This window comes from Pantoea sp. PA1 (genome assembly GCF_056856975.1).
In genome coordinates, this window is record NZ_JBXGEE010000001.1 from 80,331 (window position 1) to 95,101 (window position 14,771).

Sequence of the window (14,771 nt, forward strand, 5' to 3'; positions counted from 1 at the left end):
GGCAGGCCGACGGGCTGCCCTGCTCATCGTGGCTTGCTAGCTGCGGCTCAGTTTCTCTGACTTCGCCATGCACTGCTGCATCGCTTCAATCACCGCCGAACGCATCCCTTTCTCTTCCAGCACCTTCACCGCTTCAATGGTGGTGCCGCCGGGAGAGCAGACCATATCTTTGAGCTCCGCCGGATGTTTGCCGGTAGTCAGCACCATCTGCGCCGCCCCTTTCACCGTCTGCGCGGCAAACTGATAGGCCTGCGCGCGCGGCATGCCGCCAGCGACAGCCGCATCCGCCATCGCTTCGATAAACATGAACACGTAGGCCGGGGCAGACCCGCTGACGCCCACGACCGAGTGAATCAGATACTCATCCACTACCGCTGCCTTGCCGAAGCTCTCAAAAATCGCGACCACTTCGTCGGTTTCTGCGGACTCCACCAGCGCATTAGGCGTGACCGAGGTCATGCCTTCACTCACCAGCGAGGGGGTATTAGGCATCGCCCGGACAATTTTGCGGTCATAACCCAGCACCGAAGAGAGTGAATCAAGCGTCACACCCGCCGCGATTGACACCACCAGCGCCTCTTTCTTCAGGCTGCCTGCCAGCTCTTTTAACACTTTCAGGATGACATTGGGTTTGACCGCGCCAAACAGAATGTCCACCTCGCGCGCCAGCGCGTCAGCACTCTCTGCGGCGTTGATGCCATACTGCTCTGCCAGCGCCTGGTTGGTGTCTGCTTTGCGGTCATAAACGAAAATATCAGACGGGGCGATTTTGCCACTGTTGACCAGTCCGCCGATAATGGCTTTCGCCATATTTCCCCCGCCGATAAACCCGATTTTCTTAGCCAGCATCGCCATCTCCTTAGGACATTATGCGTTTTCTTCCGGCTAGCTTACTTCAGTCAGCCCGAATAACAAGTCAGCCGCGTGCAGCCTGGAAAGCGTGCCGCAAATTAAATTTGCCATTTAAAGGGAACCCGGCAAGATCGCAGACTTCTCTGACTGTAAGGAGTGATGATGTCTATCTGGGTCGATGCCGATGCCTGTCCGAATGTGATCAAAGAGGTGCTGTACCGCGCGGCCGATCGCACCGCCACCACGGTCACCTTTGTGGCAAACCAGTTTCTGCGTGTGCCGCCTTCGCCCTATCTGCGCACCCTGCAGGTGCCTGCCGGGTTTGATGTTGCGGACAATGAAATTGTTAAACGTGTTGAGCCAGGGGATCTGGTGATTACCGCCGATATTCCGCTGGCGGCCGAGGTGATTGAGAAGGGGGCGGCGGCGCTGAATCCGCGTGGCGAGCGCTACTCACCGGCGACAATACGGGAACGGCTGACGATGCGCGACTTTATGGATACCCTGCGGTCAAGCGGTGTGCAGACCGGCGGCCCCGCGGCAATGAGTCCGCGTGACCGCCAGCAGTTTGCAAATGAACTGGATAGCTGGCTCAGACAGCAGAAACGCTGACGTTAAACGAAGCTGTCGTCGTCGTAGTCGTCGCCGCCAAAATCGTTAAGGTCGCCGTTGTCGGCAAAATTGTTATCCCAGCCGCTGTTCTGATCCAGGAAGGCGTTGTCATTACCCTCATTGAAGGTATTGAGGTTGTCATCGCCGCCGTTAAAGGTGTTGAGATTATCGTTCACCTCCGGCAGCGGTGGCTCATTGATGATGTTCACAATCTCTTCCGGCTGTGAGTGGTGGAACATGCTGGTCAGCATATCGGCCATCACCACACCACCGGCGACACCCACCGCCGTCTGCAGTGCGCCGCCGAGGAAGCCGGTGCCGCGTGACGCCGGGGCTGGCGCATATTGCGGCTGAGCCGGTTGCTGAGGCGCACTGTTCCAGGGTGACGGTTGCTGCTGTTGCTGAGCAGGCTGCTGCTGACGTGAACCGCCGCCAAACAGTCCTGAGAGGAATCCGCCACTGCTCTGCGCGGGCTGCTGTTGCTGCTGCTGTGCCAGCTGACTTTCCAGCGCCGATACCCGCTCATTGAGTTTTTTCAGCGCCGCTTCCTGAATCAGGATCGCCTGCGCCATGTAGTAAGGTGCGCCAGGCTGCGCCTGCAGGTGCTGGTTAATCAGTTGTTCGGCAGCGGCATCACGTGCCGCGGTCTGGCTTTCGGCCTGTTTCAGGCGGGTGAACAGCCCTTCGATCAGTTGTTGTTCTTCGCGTTGCATGATGACTCTCCTGTGGCGATGGTGATCAGTATATGTGGGCGGCTGAGAGAAAAGTAAATCTGTGGCGGTAAGCAAATATTGCCAGACCCGTTTTGCCACGCTTTTTCGCCATTTCTGCCGGGCAGCGCAGACCCTGATGCACAAATCGTGCATGCATTTCCCCTTGAAAAGATAAGACTTATCGCCATTCAGGGCAGTAAAGTGCGTAAAACCTGCCTGACAGGTGGAGGCCATAATAATTTCCAGTTATGATGCGTCGCATTAATCAGCTAACCATGCAGCCGCATCGCGCGGTCAGGCGGAGGAACGGCCCTGATGTCACTACCCATCTTTTTGATTGGCGCTCGCGGTTGCGGCAAAACCACAGTCGGCGTGGCGTTGTCGCAGGCGCTGGGCTACGCCTTCACCGACACCGATCACCATCTGCAACTCAGCACGCAGCGCAGCGTGGCCGAGATTGTGACGGCAGAAGGGTGGGAGGGGTTCCGCGCCCGTGAAACAGAATCACTGCGGGCCGTGACGGCGCCGCGCACCGTGATAGCCACCGGCGGTGGCATGATTCTGGCCGAGGAGAACTGCCGCTTTATGCGGGAGCAGGGACAGGTGATCTGGCTCAGCGCCTCTCCGGAGGTGCTGGCAGAGCGGCTGCAAAGCGAACCAGAGGCGGCCCAGCGTCCGACCTTAACCGGCCGTCCGATTGCCGATGAGATGAGCGATGTCCTGCGCGAACGCGCGCATCTCTATCAGGCCGCCGCCCATCATCAGGTGAATGCCATGCAGTCCCCCGAGCGTGTGGTCGAGGAGATCCTGCTCTCCCTCTCCCTGGCGCGCGCCAGCTAACCCTCAGATTTTTCCCGCTTTGATCCCGCTTCAGTGGGTGTTGTCTATACTTACCTCATGACAGGCAGCGGCCTGTCCTGTGGAATGTTATTGAGAGAAGAGGGACACAGTATGCCGACCAGACCACCGTATCCACGTGAAGCGAAAGTTGTGCCTGTAGAAAAGGGTCCTGAGGGTAAAAAAGTCACGTCCTATGAGTTACGTGCTGACCACCCTAAACCAAATTCCTTAATCAGCGAGCACGAAACGGAAGAAGAAGCGCATGATGCCAAAGCGCGTTACGAAGACGTCGAAAAAGAGTAATTCGTTGCTGCTGGCAGGGACGCCAGCCTGTTCCATCCTGTCATAGCCGGCAACATCCTTTTCTGTCGCCCCTGCGCGATAGAGTTTCCCCTTTCCCCGACCGCATCCGGTCAATTAACACGCAAAATTTACGCAGATTTACTGCGACTGGCTTTTTGTCCGGGCGTCTGTTCTGCGCACTCCCGGCGTCGCCCTATAAAGCCCCGCTAATCAATTTTATCGCCGTATTTTCTCTGCTGCCGATCCTGCCGGTGTCAAAATTGTCGCTTGACCGATTCAGCGTCACGTTTTATTTTCGTCGGAACTGCAGAGGAACTTTGTTCCATATAGTGGAACCCGTGACATGACCACACTCGAAAATGCCGCCGCCGTACTCCGGTTATTTCAGCACAAGGGCGTGACGCAGGGGCATGTCGGTCTCTCCTTCAGTGAGGTGGTTGAGGCGCTGGGCCTGCCCAAAAGCACGGTATCGCGTCTGCTCGCCACGATGGAAAGTCAGGGGATGCTGGAGCGCGATGCCGACACGCGCGGTTATCATATTGGCCGCGTATTGTTAGCCGCCGCCGGGCACTATCTGTCCGCACCGCTGGTGGACAGCGTCTCAGCCGCAATGGTCAGGCTGGCCGCAAAAACGGGCTGCATGGGCTACGTGTCAAAGCTGGATGGCCGGGAAATATTAGTGATGCGCATGTTTCATGGCCGTCACTTTACCCAGATGGTCACCCCACCCGGCAGCCGGATGCCGGCTGACGCCACCTCAACCGGCAGAGTACTGCTGGCGCAGTTAAGCGATGACGAGGTGCTGGCGCGCTTTCGTGATCACTGGCAGGCTGGACCGGCAAACTCGCCGCAAAGCCCGGAGTCGCTTCTTGCCAGTCTGGCGGAAATCCGGCAGCAGGGCTGGTCACTGGCCCGGAATGAGTCTCTGCCTGGCATCAGTTCACTGTCAGTCATCGTACACAACAAACATCATGGCGAAACGGTCGCGCTCTGCCTGTCGTTTCTGTCGCAGGAGTCGGAACCGGGATACCCGCCCGCGCTCCTTGACGCATTACGCGCAACGGCCACAGAGATGGCCGAAAAGTTTGGCGCGTAACGTCACCACGATTTTATCGGCGTAATACTTTCGCCACACCAGGGAAAACCAGGGCCTTCGGGCCTTTTTCTTTCAATCTGATCGCCATGCTTTACGCAGCAGCCTGGCTGCCTGTATGCGTCCCCTCGCGTGTTTGTGCACGGGTGACGTTCCTGGCAGGAGGTCAGCGCCTGCGCGCATCAGAACCGTAAAAAAGACAAGCGGCGTCAACCCGTCAGCAGGCGGGCAGACATTCTTCTATTTCTTCTGGACAAGGACTGGCGGGGACATATGGAACGGGTAAATCCGATCAGGCATGCTGGCGTGGCACTGGTTTTAATTTTGCTTTCTATCGCGGGTGCCATTATTGGAATCCAGCTGATCACCACCCTTGGCGTAACGCCTAACACGTCGATTATTGGTGCGCTGTTTGCCATGCTGCTGGCGCGTATTCCGCTGCAGGCTTTCCGCCGCTATCGTTCGATTGAAATCCAGAATCTGGCGCAGACCGCTATCTCGTCAGCCACCTTCGGGGCAGCCAACAGCCTGCTGATGCCGATTGCGGTGCCCTGGGCGCTGGGAGAGCCGCAGCTGGTCCTGCCACTCTTCTGTGGCGTCAGTGCCGCAATGCTGCTTGATGCCTGGCTGCTCTATCGTCTGTTTGATACCCGCGTCTTTCCGGCCAGCTATGCCTGGCCTCCGGGCGTGGCGGCGGCTGAAGCGATCAAAGCAGGGGATAAAGGGGGGCGCCAGGCCTGGCTGCTGGTGGCGGGTATTGTTGGTGGCGTTGTCGGCGCGATGCTGAAGATCCCGATGTCCGCCTTTGGCACCGCGTTTATCGGCAATATCTGGGCGCTGTCGATGCTCGGCATCGGTTTTCTGCTGCGGGCCTACGCGCAGCCGGTGGCCGGTATTGATATCAATGCACTCTACATTCCGCATGGCGTGATGGTCGGTGCCGGCCTGGTGGCGCTGATTCAGGTCATGATGGTGATCCGCAGTCGCAAAAATGATGCGCAGGGGGTGAGCCGCAACGGCAATGAGGTGCAGCGGGCGCTGGGCTTCGGCAGCGTGGGCTACATCGTGATTTCGGCGCTGCTGGCACTGGCGGGCGGCCTGTGGAGTGAGATGGGCATCGCGATGCTGCTGCTGTTTGTCCTCTACGCCGCCTTTGCTGCCTTTGCCCATGAACTGATTGTCGGGATTGCCGCGATGCACTCCGGCTGGTTCCCGGCCTTTGCCGTGGCGCTGATTACGCTGATTATCGGCATTCTGCTCGGCTTTCCGCCGCTGGCACTCTGTCTGCTGTGCGGCTTTACCGCCGCCACCGGGCCGGCGTTCGCCGATATGGGCTATGACCTGAAGGCGGGCTTTATCCTGCGCGGCAACGGTGCCGACCTGCAACAGGAGCTGTGGGGACGGCGCATTCAGCTGATCGCCGCCATGATCGCCTTTGTGGTGTCGATTCCGCTGGTCTGGTACGCCCATATCCTGTTCTTTACCGATAACCTGCTGCCGCCGGTGGCGCGGGTCTATGCCAAAACGATTCAGGCGGGCGCGGAGCCGGGTATCGCCGGAAACCTGCTGCTGTGGGCAATTCCTGGCGCGATGATTCAGCTGATCGGTGGACCGAAACGGCAGCTGGGCGTGCTGCTGGCCACCGGTCTGTTAATCAATAACGCGATGGCGGGCTGGGCTGTGATGGTCGGGATTGCTCTGCGCATCGTCATTATTCGCGTCTGGGGCGAGCGGGGCCGGTCGCCTATGGAAGTCATGGCGGCAGGGTTTATTGCCGGTGATGCCCTCTACAGCTTCTTCCATTCGCTGTTTGCCAGCAGCAGCAAGAAATAAAAGGATTAACGATGAGTTTGCAGCAGACCCTGACGGTTTTTGAATTACTGGACAGCGCCCATATCGACGGGCAGCAGGTGGTGGATCTGTTTGCGCCCTGGCCGGAGATCACGGCCCGTTTCAACCGGGTGACGGGTCCCAAAGGCCGGACCGACTTTGTGCGCATCGATATCCCGGGCGTGCAGGGCAAAGCCGCGGGAGGCCATGCGCCAACGCTGGGCATTATTGGCCGGCTTGGCGGCATCGGTGCCCGCCCTGGCCGGATCGGGATGGTCTCCGATGCCGATGGCGCCGTCGCGGCGATCGCCTGTGCGCTGAAGCTGGCGCAGATGCAGGGTAAAGGCGACAGGCTGACGGGGGATGTGATCATCACCACCCATATCTGTCCCGATGCGCCCACGCGGCCGCATCTGCCGGTCGATTTTATGGATTCACCGATTGATGATGTCACGATGAATGACAATGAGGTGGTGGCGGGAGTGGATGCGATTCTGTCGATCGACACCACCAAAGGCAATCGCATCATCAACCACAAAGGCTTTGCCCTGTCGCCAACGGTAAAAGAGGGCTACATCCTGCGGGTGTCGGAGGATCTGCTGCGCATCATGGAGATGACCAGCGGTCGTCCGGCGGTGACCTTCCCGATCACGACTCAGGATATTACGCCGTACGGTAACGGGATTTATCATCTCAACAGTATTCTGCAGCCTTCCACCGCCACCGATGTCCCGGTTGTGGGCGTGGCGATCACGGCAGAGTCGGTGGTGCCGGGCTGCGGAACCGGGGCCAGCCATGAAGTGGACATTGCGGCCGCCGCGAAGTTTGCCATTGAGGTCGCCAAGGAGTTTGGTCGTGAAACCTGTCACTTCTACGATGCCGACGAATATGAGCGGCTGATCGCGCTCTATGGCAGCCTGGCGCATCTGCGTCACCGGAACCACTAAGATGACGGCCTCCCTGGTGACGCTGACCATCGGTCAGTCGCCGCGCAGCGACATTCTGCCGCTGCTGCGTCAGCATCTGCCGGATGCGCAGACCGATCACGCCGGACTGCTGGATGGGCTGAGCCGCACCGAGATCCAGGCGCAGTTTGCGCCAGATACAGGCGATGCGGTGCTGGTGTCACGGCTGCAAAGCGGCGAACAGGTGCGGCTGGCGGCGTCTAAGGTGGAGCAGGGATTGCAGCGCAAAATCAGCGCGCTGGAACTTGCAGGCTATCAGACCATCCTGCTGCTCTGCACCGGTGAATTCAGCCAGCTTCGCACCCGACAGGCGCTTCTGCTGGAGCCGGACCGTATTATCCCGCCGCTGATCGGCGCCATGGTGCAGCAGCAGCAGATCGGGATCGTGGTGCCGGTTACGGAGCAGATTGTCGAGCAGGCGGGTAAGTGGCAGCATCTGCCCGTTCCCCCCTGTTATGCGGTTGCCAGCCCCTATGAGGGCGATCAGGCGACCTTCATCAGTGCAGCGCACACGCTGCAAGCGCAGGGGGCGGCGCTGGTGGTGATGGACTGTATGGGGTATCACCAGCAGCATCGGGCTGCGTTACAGCAGCAGCTGGGCGTGCCGGTTCTCCTCTCTAATGAGCTGGTGGCCCGGCTGGCGGCCGCGCTGCTTCCCTGACGAAGGCGATCACAAACGCCTGTGATTTCGCGTGACAGATCAGCGGGTTCCCTTCTACACTGCCAGACACACAACATGTGCTCTGGAGACTATTATGCTCAACGTAAGTGAGTATTTTGACGGAAAAGTTAAATCTATCGGTTTTGACAGTGCGAGCACCGGCCGTGCCAGCGTGGGCGTGATGGCTGAAGGTGAATACACATTCGGTACCGGTCAGCCGGAAGAGATGACCGTGGTCAGCGGCTCGCTGAAGGTTTTACTGCCGGGTGAGACGGAGTGGAAATGGTTTGAAGCGGGTTCGGTGTTTAACGTGCCGGGTCACAGCGAATTTCATCTGCAGGTGGGCGAGCCGAGCTCCTATCTCTGCCGTTACCTGAAAGATTAAAAAAGGGCCGCTTAGCGGCCCTTTTTTTATGGTCAGACACCCCCTGTCAGCATGGGGCTGCCTGCCGATGATTAACGCTGGGCTTCGCCGCCGAGCGCTTCCACCAGGTTGCTGGTCAGCGCGGCCAGTTCGCTGGTCATCAGAATAAAGTCAGCATCAAAACGCTGGGCAAAATCTTCGCGGTCGATATCGTCGTTCTGGTCGCGCAGCGTGTCGCTGAACTTCAGACGTTTCACTGAACCATCATCGGCCAGCACAAACTGAATACGCTCCTGCCAGTCGAGCGCCAGTTTGGTCACCAGCTTGCCCGCTTCAATGTGGTTCGCGATCTCATCGCACACCAGATCCTGCTTTTTACAACGGATGACGCCGCCATCTTCCAGCAGCGCTTTCAGCTCCGCTTCATCCATCAGTGCAAAACCGGCCGGCAGATCGCCTGAGCGCACCCATTCGGTCAGCGTCAGCTCAATCGGGCTTTCCAGCGTCAGGGGCACCACCGGCAGTGAACCCAGACTTTTACGCAGCAACGCCAGCGTATCTTCCGCTTTCTTAGCGCTGGCACAGTCCACCATAATCAGATTGTTAACCGTGTCGATCCAGAGGTAAGTCTGGCTGAAACGGCTGAAGGCGCGCGGCAGCAGGCTGTGCAGCACTTCATCCTTCAGCGAATCTTTTTCAGTCTTCTTCAGCTTGCGGCTCTGCTCAGATTCCAGCTTGTCGATTTTGGCTTCCAGCGCCTGTTTCACCACTGGTGCGGGCAGAATTTTCTCTTCTTTACGGGCGCAAATCACGATCTGGCCGTTGTTCTCGTGGGTCAGCGCATCACTGCGGTTGCCCATCGGCGAGACCCAGCCGGTTTTGCTTAAATCCTGACTGCCACACGGCGAAAACGTGAAGGCGTCGAGCTGTTTTTCCATCTCATCTGCGGACAGCGGAATGTCACGATTCAGACGATAAACCATCATATTTTTAAACCACAACATCGGGATTCCTTACCGTGGCGCGATCGGGCGCACAAGTCTGCTAGAGTCAGCGCGCATGATAGCGAAACATCGGAGTGGTTTCATTGCCTTTCCGGCTGGCGGCTTCTAATGTATCTCTCATCTGAACGAATAATGAGGAATAAACCGTGCGCATAGGTATCGATCTGGGTGGCACCAAGACAGAAGTGATTGCATTGTCGGATGAAGGGCAGGCGCTGTTCCGCCACCGGGTAAATACCCCTCGTGATGACTATCAGGCGACGGTACAGGCGATTGTCGATCTGGTGATGCTGGCCGAAGAGAAAACCGGCCAGAGCGGCACGGTCGGGATCGGTATTCCTGGCTCACTGTCGCCTTACAGCAGGCGGGTGAAGAATGCTAACTCCACCTGGCTCAACGGCCAGCCGCTGGATAAAGATCTGGCACAGGCGCTGAACCGCGAAGTGCGTATCGCCAACGACGCCAACTGTCTGGCGGTGTCGGAAGCGATCGACGGCGCCGGGGCCGGACAGGCGCTGGTGTTTGCGGTGATCATCGGCACCGGCTCGGGAGCGGGCGTGGCGATCAACGGTGAATCACGCATTGGCGGCAACGGCAATGCCGGTGAGTGGGGGCACAATCCACTGCCCTGGATGGATGAGGATGAGCTGCGCTACCGCCAGGAAGTGCCCTGCTACTGCGGCCAGCAGGGCTGCATTGAGACGTTTGTCTCTGGCACCGGCTTTGGTATCGACTATCAGCGGCTGAGCGGCGTGCATCGCAAAGGGGCGGAAATCGTCTCGCTGCTGGCGCAGCAGGATCCGATCGCCGAACTGGCGATGAGCCGTTATGAGCTGCGGCTGGCAAAATCGCTGGCACAGGTGGTGAATCTGATCGATCCCGATGTGATCGTGCTGGGCGGCGGGATGAGCAACGTGGATCGCCTCTATCAGACCGTGCCGCTGCTGATGAAGAAGTGGGTGTTTGGCGGCGAGTGTGAAACGCCGGTGCTGAAAGCGCAGCATGGCGACTCCAGCGGCGTGCGCGGTGCGGCGTGGCTCTGGCCGCTGCAAAGCTGATGCGGCATGCCGGTGAGAGCTGGCTCTGTCATGCGCTTGCCGGACCGCGGCGGCTCAGCCCCTGAAGTACCAGGCGCTGAGCCGTTGATCCGTCAGCGTTGTTGTGCCGGTTTACTCGCCCACCAGCATACTGTCCTGCGGAGCGCGTCCGCGCTGCGCTTTGGTCGCGAGGAAATAGAGATAGCCCACCACCATAATGGCGACAAACAGCGCGCCAATCACCGGGTTGAACCACAGCATGGCCAGCAGACAGATGACCGACAGCAGCAGGGCGATGCCCGGCACAATCGGATAGCCCGGCGCACGGAAACTGCGTGCCATCTCTGGCGCGCTGCGGCGCAGCCGGAAGAGGCTGAGCATGCTCATGATGTACATCACGATGGCACCAAACACCGCCATGGTGATCATCGCCGCCGTCAGTGTCATCCCCTGCAGATTGATCACGCCATCGCTGTAGATGGCCGCAATGCCCAGCACGCCGCCGGTAAGGATGGCGCGATGCGGGGTCTGAAAACGCGACAGTTTTGCCAGGGCAGGAGGCAGATAACCCGCGCGGGCCAGCGCAAAGAACTGCCGTGAGTAGCCGAGAATAATGCCGTGGAAGCTGGCAATCAGGCCAAACAGGCCGATCCAGACCAGCATGTGCATCCAGTTTGAGTGCTCCCCGACGATCATTTTCATCGCCTGCGGCAGCGGATCGTTAATGTCAGCCAGTTTGCGCCAGTCGCCCGCACCGCCCGCCATCAGCATCACGCCAATCGCCAGCACCACCAGCGTCAGAATGCCGCTGATGTAGGCGCGGGGAATGGTCCGCGTGGGATCTTTTGCCTCTTCCGCCGCCATTGCCGCGCCTTCAATCGCGAGGAAAAACCAGATGGCAAAAGGGATCGCGGCGAAAATACCGGAGAAGGCGGGCAGTCCGAAGCTGTCGCTGCCGGCCCAGCCGTGTGCGGCGAAGTTCGCCAGGCTGAAACCGGGAGAGACCACACCCATAAACACCAGCAGTTCGATCACCGCCAGCACCGTCACCACCAGTTCGAACATCGCGGCCAGTTTTACGCCGAGGATATTCAGCGTCATAAACAGCAGGTAGGCGCCGACGGCGGCGGTTTTCGGGTTAAGGTCGGGATACTGCACGTTGAGATAGGCCCCAATCGCCATGGCAATCGCCGGTGGCGCAAAGACAAACTCAATCAGCGTCGCCAGACCGGCAATCAGCCCGCCGGTTTCGCCAAAGGCGCGGCGACTGTAGGCAAACGGCCCGCCCGCATGGGGGATCGCGGTGGTCAGTTCGGTGAAGCTGAAGATAAAACAGGTGTAAAGCGTGGCGATCAGCGCGGTGGTGACCAGGAATCCCAGCGTGCCCGCCACCGCCCAGCCATAACTCCAGCCAAAATATTCGCCTGAGATCACCAGGCCAACCGCAATCCCCCACAGATGCAGGGTGCCCAGCGTGGGCTTGAGTCTGTTTGTCATAACTGCCATCCCCGTCGTTGTTGGTCTTATGCGGCGTTACACCGCCATTACGCTACAGTAGAAGGATGATGCCGCTGCCTTGCGCGCCACGACTTGACGCCAGCGCAGTGACTTCTGTTCTCCAGAGTCAACTCACACGCAACAACCGGGTCAGTTGCACGCTGCGGTCAACTTTGTCTCCTCTGAAGTCAAGCAGCACACACGCTGGCCACGCATGCTGAAATGACGCAAGTGACCAGGAGCCGGACTGATGAGCGCGAAACAATATGACAACCTGACTGATTCCCAACTCACCCTGATGGCGCAGCAGGCGCTGGCCTGTTATCCCGATCCACTGCAGGGTCAGCTCAGCCTGCTGTGCCGATCGGAGAACGCCACGTTTCTGCTCAGGGCGGCCGGGCAGCGTTATGCGCTGCGGCTGCATCGTGGCGATTACCATCAGAAAGCGGATATCGTCAGTGAATTGCAGTGGCTCGATGCGCTGCGTGAAACCGGCATCATGGTGCCGGAAGCGGTGCCGGATAAAGAGGGCGAACAGGTGCTGACGCTGCGGCTGCCGGATGGCAGCGAGCGTTATGTGGTGCTGTTTCACTGGATCGAGGGCGAGATGCCGACCACCGACGTCGATCCCCGCGCCTTTCAGCAGCTGGGGCAGATCACCGCCCGGCTGCACCAGCAGAGTAAGCAGTGGCAAAAGCCAGCGGGCTTTCAGCGCATTATCTGGGACCACCACACCATGACCAGCGCGGAGAGTCACTGGGGACGCTGGCAGGATGCGCCGAACCTCAACCCTGCCGATCACGGCGTGGTCGAACAGGCGATTGCGCAGGTGGGCGCGGCGATGGCGCAGTTCGGGAAGGGATCGGATCGTTACGGCCTGATCCACGCCGATCTGCGCCTGACCAACCTGCTGCTGCACAAAGGGGAAACGCGGGTGATCGACTTTGATGACTGCGGGCTGGGCTGGTATCTGCACGATCTGGCGGCGGCGATCAGTTTTGTTGAGCACCATCCGCGCGCCCCGGAGTGGATCGATCACTGGATCCGCGGTTATGAGCAGGTGGCGCACATCAGCGATGCGGAGATGGCTATGCTGCCTGCGCTGCTGGTTCAGCGTCGTATTCAGCTCACCGCGTGGGTCGGTTCGCATGCCGAAACGGAAATGGCGCGCAGTCTGGGACCCGAGTGGGCGAGCCATTCAGTGCGTCTCTGCCGCCGTTATCTGGAGGGGGAGCGACTGCCGGTGGGGGTCTGATGCACCAGCGACGGGCGTCGCTGCGCCGCCACAGTGCCCGACAGCCGGGTGGCGCAGCGGAAGAGGCGGCCGGGATGTGGGATGCGGTTGCGCCCGTGCCGCCTGCGGCTGGCTCCGGGAAACTGGTATGGAAATTGCTGTCGGTAACAGGGGTGATCCACCTTTCTACTCACAGAGGCGACCATGAATCCGACACTGATCAAGCCCGATGCGTTTGCTGCCTGCTCGGCAGCCGCAGAAGCTGGCAATCACGGCGTACTGGCTGCGGCAGCGACTGGCCTGAGCGACTTTATTCATACTCAGGGCGGCGACGCGGACCGCATCTTCGGTATCAGCGGCATCGATCCGGAGCGCCTTGCCAGCCCGACGCTGAGCCTCGGGCTGGTTAACTACTGTCGGGTACTGGAAGAGGCGGCCCGACACTCCGATTCTGATAACTTCGGTTTGCACTACGGCAGGCAGTTTAAACCGCAGTCATTAGGCCTGATTGGCTACATCGGTCTCTGTTCCACCACGCTGGAACAGGCGCTGCACAATGTGGTCAACGCGTTTCCCTGGCATCAGCACGACACGCTGACACGCCTGGTGGATAAGGGGGAATGCTGGCGGCTCGACTATCAGGTGCGCCACGGGGCGATTCTGTCGCGCCGTCAGGATGCGGAGCTGACGCTGGGCATGTTTATGAATCTGATCCGCCACGTGGCGGGCAAACACTGGGCGCCGCGCGAAGTGCACTTTGAACATCCGCGCCCCGGCCAGTGGCACGATCACTGCAAAGTCTTTGATGCGCCGGTCTGGTTCGATCAGCCCTTCAATTCACTGGTGATCCCGAAGCGCGATCTGCTGCGCGCCATGCCGGAGAGCGATCCGATCCTGCTGACGGTGATGCAGGATGCGATCCGGCGGCTTAATCGTGGCACGTCGCAGCAGAGCATGGTTGAGCAGGCGCGTTCGCAGGTCAATCTGTCGCTGATGCAGGGGGAGCCGGTGCTGGAAGAGGTGGCGGATAAGCTGGGGCTGTCGAGCTGGTCACTGCAGCGGCGGCTGCGCGAAGAGGGCAGTAGCTTTACCGCGCTGGTGGATCAGGTGCGCTGCGAAATGGCGACACACTACCTGCAACAGAAGCAGCTGCCGATTTCAGAAATGGCGCTGCTGCTGGGCTACTCGGAAGTCAGTGCTTTTTCGCGCGCGTTCCGCCGCTGGTTCGGTATCAGTCCGCGTCAGTGGCGTCAGGAGGGGCTGGCCAGCTAACCGCGCGGCGCAAAGCCGAACCACGCAGGTTGTCCAGGCTCCGGCGGTGGCGGAAGGCCGCGGGTCTGCGCCACCAGCTGCCATGCGCGCAGGCAGAGCGCTTCATCACCCTGGGTCTGGGTCACCGCATAACGTCCACTCCGTTGCCACTCCATCCGTACCAGACATTGCTGGCCCGCATAACGGGCTGCATCCCGGAAGTCCCGGTTCAGCACCGGCTGCATTTGATGCGTCCAGTGACAGGATTTGCTGTCAGGATCTTTTTCCGGCTGACAGAGGTTTGCCACGCTATCCCGTTGCTTTATTACAGGTTGCTGGCAGGCGCTGAGCGAGATGGCAACAATCACACCCGGCAATATCCGCCTTATTACATTAATCAAATTCATTTAACTGGCCCATCTCCCCTTAAAGATCTTCCTGTCTGCTGCCGACAGTCTACAGACCGGCCTGCTGAATGCTATGGCATTCCTCCGACTGTCAGCAGAACCAGAATT

The 14,771-nt window shown here is 59.5% G+C and carries 16 protein-coding genes; 11 read left to right on the forward strand and 5 right to left on the reverse strand.

Features of this window, described 5'->3' with window-relative positions; all coding sequences use genetic code 11:
• Nucleotides 1-36: 36 nt before the first annotated feature.
• The gene (gene proC, locus AC1V0D_RS00420) at nt 37-849 is read right to left on the reverse strand and encodes a pyrroline-5-carboxylate reductase (RefSeq protein WP_140923328.1); all 813 of its coding nucleotides are present in this window, start codon (nt 847-849) and stop codon (nt 37-39) included.
• Between the two features lie 165 nt (nt 850-1,014).
• Here proC and AC1V0D_RS00425 point away from each other — a divergent pair, with 165 nt between their 5' ends.
• Nucleotides 1,015-1,464 carry a YaiI/YqxD family protein gene (locus AC1V0D_RS00425; RefSeq protein ID WP_009091816.1) on the forward strand — a complete coding sequence of 150 codons (450 nt, stop codon included), beginning with the start codon at nt 1,015-1,017 and terminating at the stop codon, nt 1,462-1,464.
• Nucleotides 1,465-1,466: 2 nt separating this feature from the next.
• Here AC1V0D_RS00425 and AC1V0D_RS00430 read toward each other — a convergent pair whose 3' ends face one another.
• Nucleotides 1,467-2,177, reverse strand: a complete 711-nt coding sequence (locus tag AC1V0D_RS00430; RefSeq protein WP_009091814.1) for a DUF2076 domain-containing protein — start codon at nt 2,175-2,177, stop codon at nt 1,467-1,469.
• 315 nt (nt 2,178-2,492) lie between these two features.
• On the opposite strand from AC1V0D_RS00430, the gene aroL reads away from it, so the two are divergent.
• The 7 genes from aroL (at nt 2,493) to ppnP (ending at nt 8,254) form a co-directional block, all read left to right on the forward strand.
• Entirely contained in the window at nt 2,493-3,017 is a 525-nt protein-coding gene (gene aroL / locus AC1V0D_RS00435) for a shikimate kinase AroL (protein ID WP_154928032.1), read from the forward strand.
• Nucleotides 3,018-3,128: 111 nt separating this feature from the next.
• Nucleotides 3,129-3,320 carry a YaiA family protein gene (locus AC1V0D_RS00440; protein ID WP_009091809.1) on the forward strand — a complete coding sequence of 64 codons (192 nt, stop codon included), beginning with the start codon at nt 3,129-3,131 and terminating at the stop codon, nt 3,318-3,320.
• A 343-nt stretch (nt 3,321-3,663) separates the two neighbouring features.
• Nucleotides 3,664-4,416 (forward strand): IclR family transcriptional regulator, encoded by a 753-nt coding sequence (locus AC1V0D_RS00445; protein ID WP_150029343.1) that lies wholly within the window; start codon nt 3,664-3,666, stop codon nt 4,414-4,416.
• A gap of 270 nt (nt 4,417-4,686) precedes the next feature.
• Nucleotides 4,687-6,246 (forward strand): OPT/YSL family transporter, encoded by a 1,560-nt coding sequence (locus AC1V0D_RS00450; RefSeq protein WP_482906803.1) that lies wholly within the window; start codon nt 4,687-4,689, stop codon nt 6,244-6,246.
• Between the two features lie 11 nt (nt 6,247-6,257).
• Nucleotides 6,258-7,190, forward strand: coding sequence for a DUF1177 domain-containing protein (locus AC1V0D_RS00455; protein WP_482906804.1), 933 nt, complete (start codon nt 6,258-6,260; stop codon nt 7,188-7,190).
• 1 nt (nt 7,191) lies between these two features.
• Nucleotides 7,192-7,869 carry an AroM family protein gene (locus tag AC1V0D_RS00460; RefSeq protein ID WP_154928030.1) on the forward strand — a complete coding sequence of 226 codons (678 nt, stop codon included), beginning with the start codon at nt 7,192-7,194 and terminating at the stop codon, nt 7,867-7,869.
• A 94-nt stretch (nt 7,870-7,963) separates the two neighbouring features.
• The gene (gene ppnP, locus AC1V0D_RS00465; RefSeq protein WP_009091800.1) at nt 7,964-8,254 is read left to right on the forward strand and encodes a pyrimidine/purine nucleoside phosphorylase; all 291 of its coding nucleotides are present in this window, start codon (nt 7,964-7,966) and stop codon (nt 8,252-8,254) included.
• Nucleotides 8,255-8,325: 71 nt separating this feature from the next.
• On the opposite strand, the gene rdgC is transcribed toward ppnP, so the two are convergent.
• On the reverse strand, nt 8,326-9,237 hold the full coding sequence (gene rdgC / locus AC1V0D_RS00470; RefSeq protein WP_009091797.1) for a recombination-associated protein RdgC: 912 nt from the start codon (nt 9,235-9,237) through the stop codon (nt 8,326-8,328).
• 146 nt (nt 9,238-9,383) lie between these two features.
• Between rdgC and mak the strand changes: the two genes are divergently transcribed.
• On the forward strand, nt 9,384-10,295 hold the full coding sequence (mak, locus tag AC1V0D_RS00475; RefSeq protein ID WP_058956378.1) for a fructokinase: 912 nt from the start codon (nt 9,384-9,386) through the stop codon (nt 10,293-10,295).
• Nucleotides 10,296-10,406: 111 nt separating this feature from the next.
• Here mak and eat read toward each other — a convergent pair whose 3' ends face one another.
• The gene (gene eat / locus AC1V0D_RS00480) at nt 10,407-11,771 is read right to left on the reverse strand and encodes an ethanolamine permease (protein ID WP_058956377.1); all 1,365 of its coding nucleotides are present in this window, start codon (nt 11,769-11,771) and stop codon (nt 10,407-10,409) included.
• A gap of 250 nt (nt 11,772-12,021) precedes the next feature.
• Between eat and AC1V0D_RS00485 the strand changes: the two genes are divergently transcribed.
• Both AC1V0D_RS00485 and qhpR read left to right on the forward strand, forming a co-directional pair.
• Nucleotides 12,022-13,026, forward strand: coding sequence for a phosphotransferase enzyme family protein (locus tag AC1V0D_RS00485; protein ID WP_009091791.1), 1,005 nt, complete (start codon nt 12,022-12,024; stop codon nt 13,024-13,026).
• Nucleotides 13,027-13,209: 183 nt separating this feature from the next.
• Nucleotides 13,210-14,277, forward strand: coding sequence for an AraC-like transcriptional regulator QhpR (gene qhpR / locus AC1V0D_RS00490; RefSeq protein ID WP_482906805.1), 1,068 nt, complete (start codon nt 13,210-13,212; stop codon nt 14,275-14,277).
• Here the strand turns inward: qhpR and AC1V0D_RS00495 are convergent.
• Nucleotides 14,274-14,663: a cell envelope integrity TolA C-terminal domain-containing protein gene (locus AC1V0D_RS00495; protein WP_046101341.1), complete on the reverse strand. Its 390-nt coding sequence runs from the start codon at nt 14,661-14,663 to the stop codon at nt 14,274-14,276. The two genes, qhpR and AC1V0D_RS00495, sit on opposite strands and share 4 nt — an antisense overlap.
• Between the last annotated feature and the right edge of the window lie 108 nt (nt 14,664-14,771).

Coding starts and splice junctions, on each gene's coding strand:
- ppnP (WP_009091800.1), top strand. CDS start 7,964: ATGCTCAACGTAAGTGAGTATTTTGACGGAAAAGTTAAATCTATCGGT.
- eat (WP_058956377.1), bottom strand. CDS start 11,771: ATGACAAACAGACTCAAGCCCACGCTGGGCACCCTGCATCTGTGGGGG.
- AC1V0D_RS00440 (WP_009091809.1), top strand. CDS start 3,129: ATGCCGACCAGACCACCGTATCCACGTGAAGCGAAAGTTGTGCCTGTA.
- AC1V0D_RS00430 (WP_009091814.1), bottom strand. CDS start 2,177: ATGCAACGCGAAGAACAACAACTGATCGAAGGGCTGTTCACCCGCCTG.
- AC1V0D_RS00460 (WP_154928030.1), top strand. CDS start 7,192: ATGACGGCCTCCCTGGTGACGCTGACCATCGGTCAGTCGCCGCGCAGC.
- AC1V0D_RS00485 (WP_009091791.1), top strand. CDS start 12,022: ATGAGCGCGAAACAATATGACAACCTGACTGATTCCCAACTCACCCTG.
- qhpR (WP_482906805.1), top strand. CDS start 13,210: ATGAATCCGACACTGATCAAGCCCGATGCGTTTGCTGCCTGCTCGGCA.
- AC1V0D_RS00425 (WP_009091816.1), top strand. CDS start 1,015: ATGTCTATCTGGGTCGATGCCGATGCCTGTCCGAATGTGATCAAAGAG.
- AC1V0D_RS00445 (WP_150029343.1), top strand. CDS start 3,664: ATGACCACACTCGAAAATGCCGCCGCCGTACTCCGGTTATTTCAGCAC.
- AC1V0D_RS00455 (WP_482906804.1), top strand. CDS start 6,258: ATGAGTTTGCAGCAGACCCTGACGGTTTTTGAATTACTGGACAGCGCC.
- rdgC (WP_009091797.1), bottom strand. CDS start 9,237: ATGTTGTGGTTTAAAAATATGATGGTTTATCGTCTGAATCGTGACATT.
- AC1V0D_RS00450 (WP_482906803.1), top strand. CDS start 4,687: ATGGAACGGGTAAATCCGATCAGGCATGCTGGCGTGGCACTGGTTTTA.
- AC1V0D_RS00495 (WP_046101341.1), bottom strand. CDS start 14,663: ATGAATTTGATTAATGTAATAAGGCGGATATTGCCGGGTGTGATTGTT.
- aroL (WP_154928032.1), top strand. CDS start 2,493: ATGTCACTACCCATCTTTTTGATTGGCGCTCGCGGTTGCGGCAAAACC.
- proC (WP_140923328.1), bottom strand. CDS start 849: ATGCTGGCTAAGAAAATCGGGTTTATCGGCGGGGGAAATATGGCGAAA.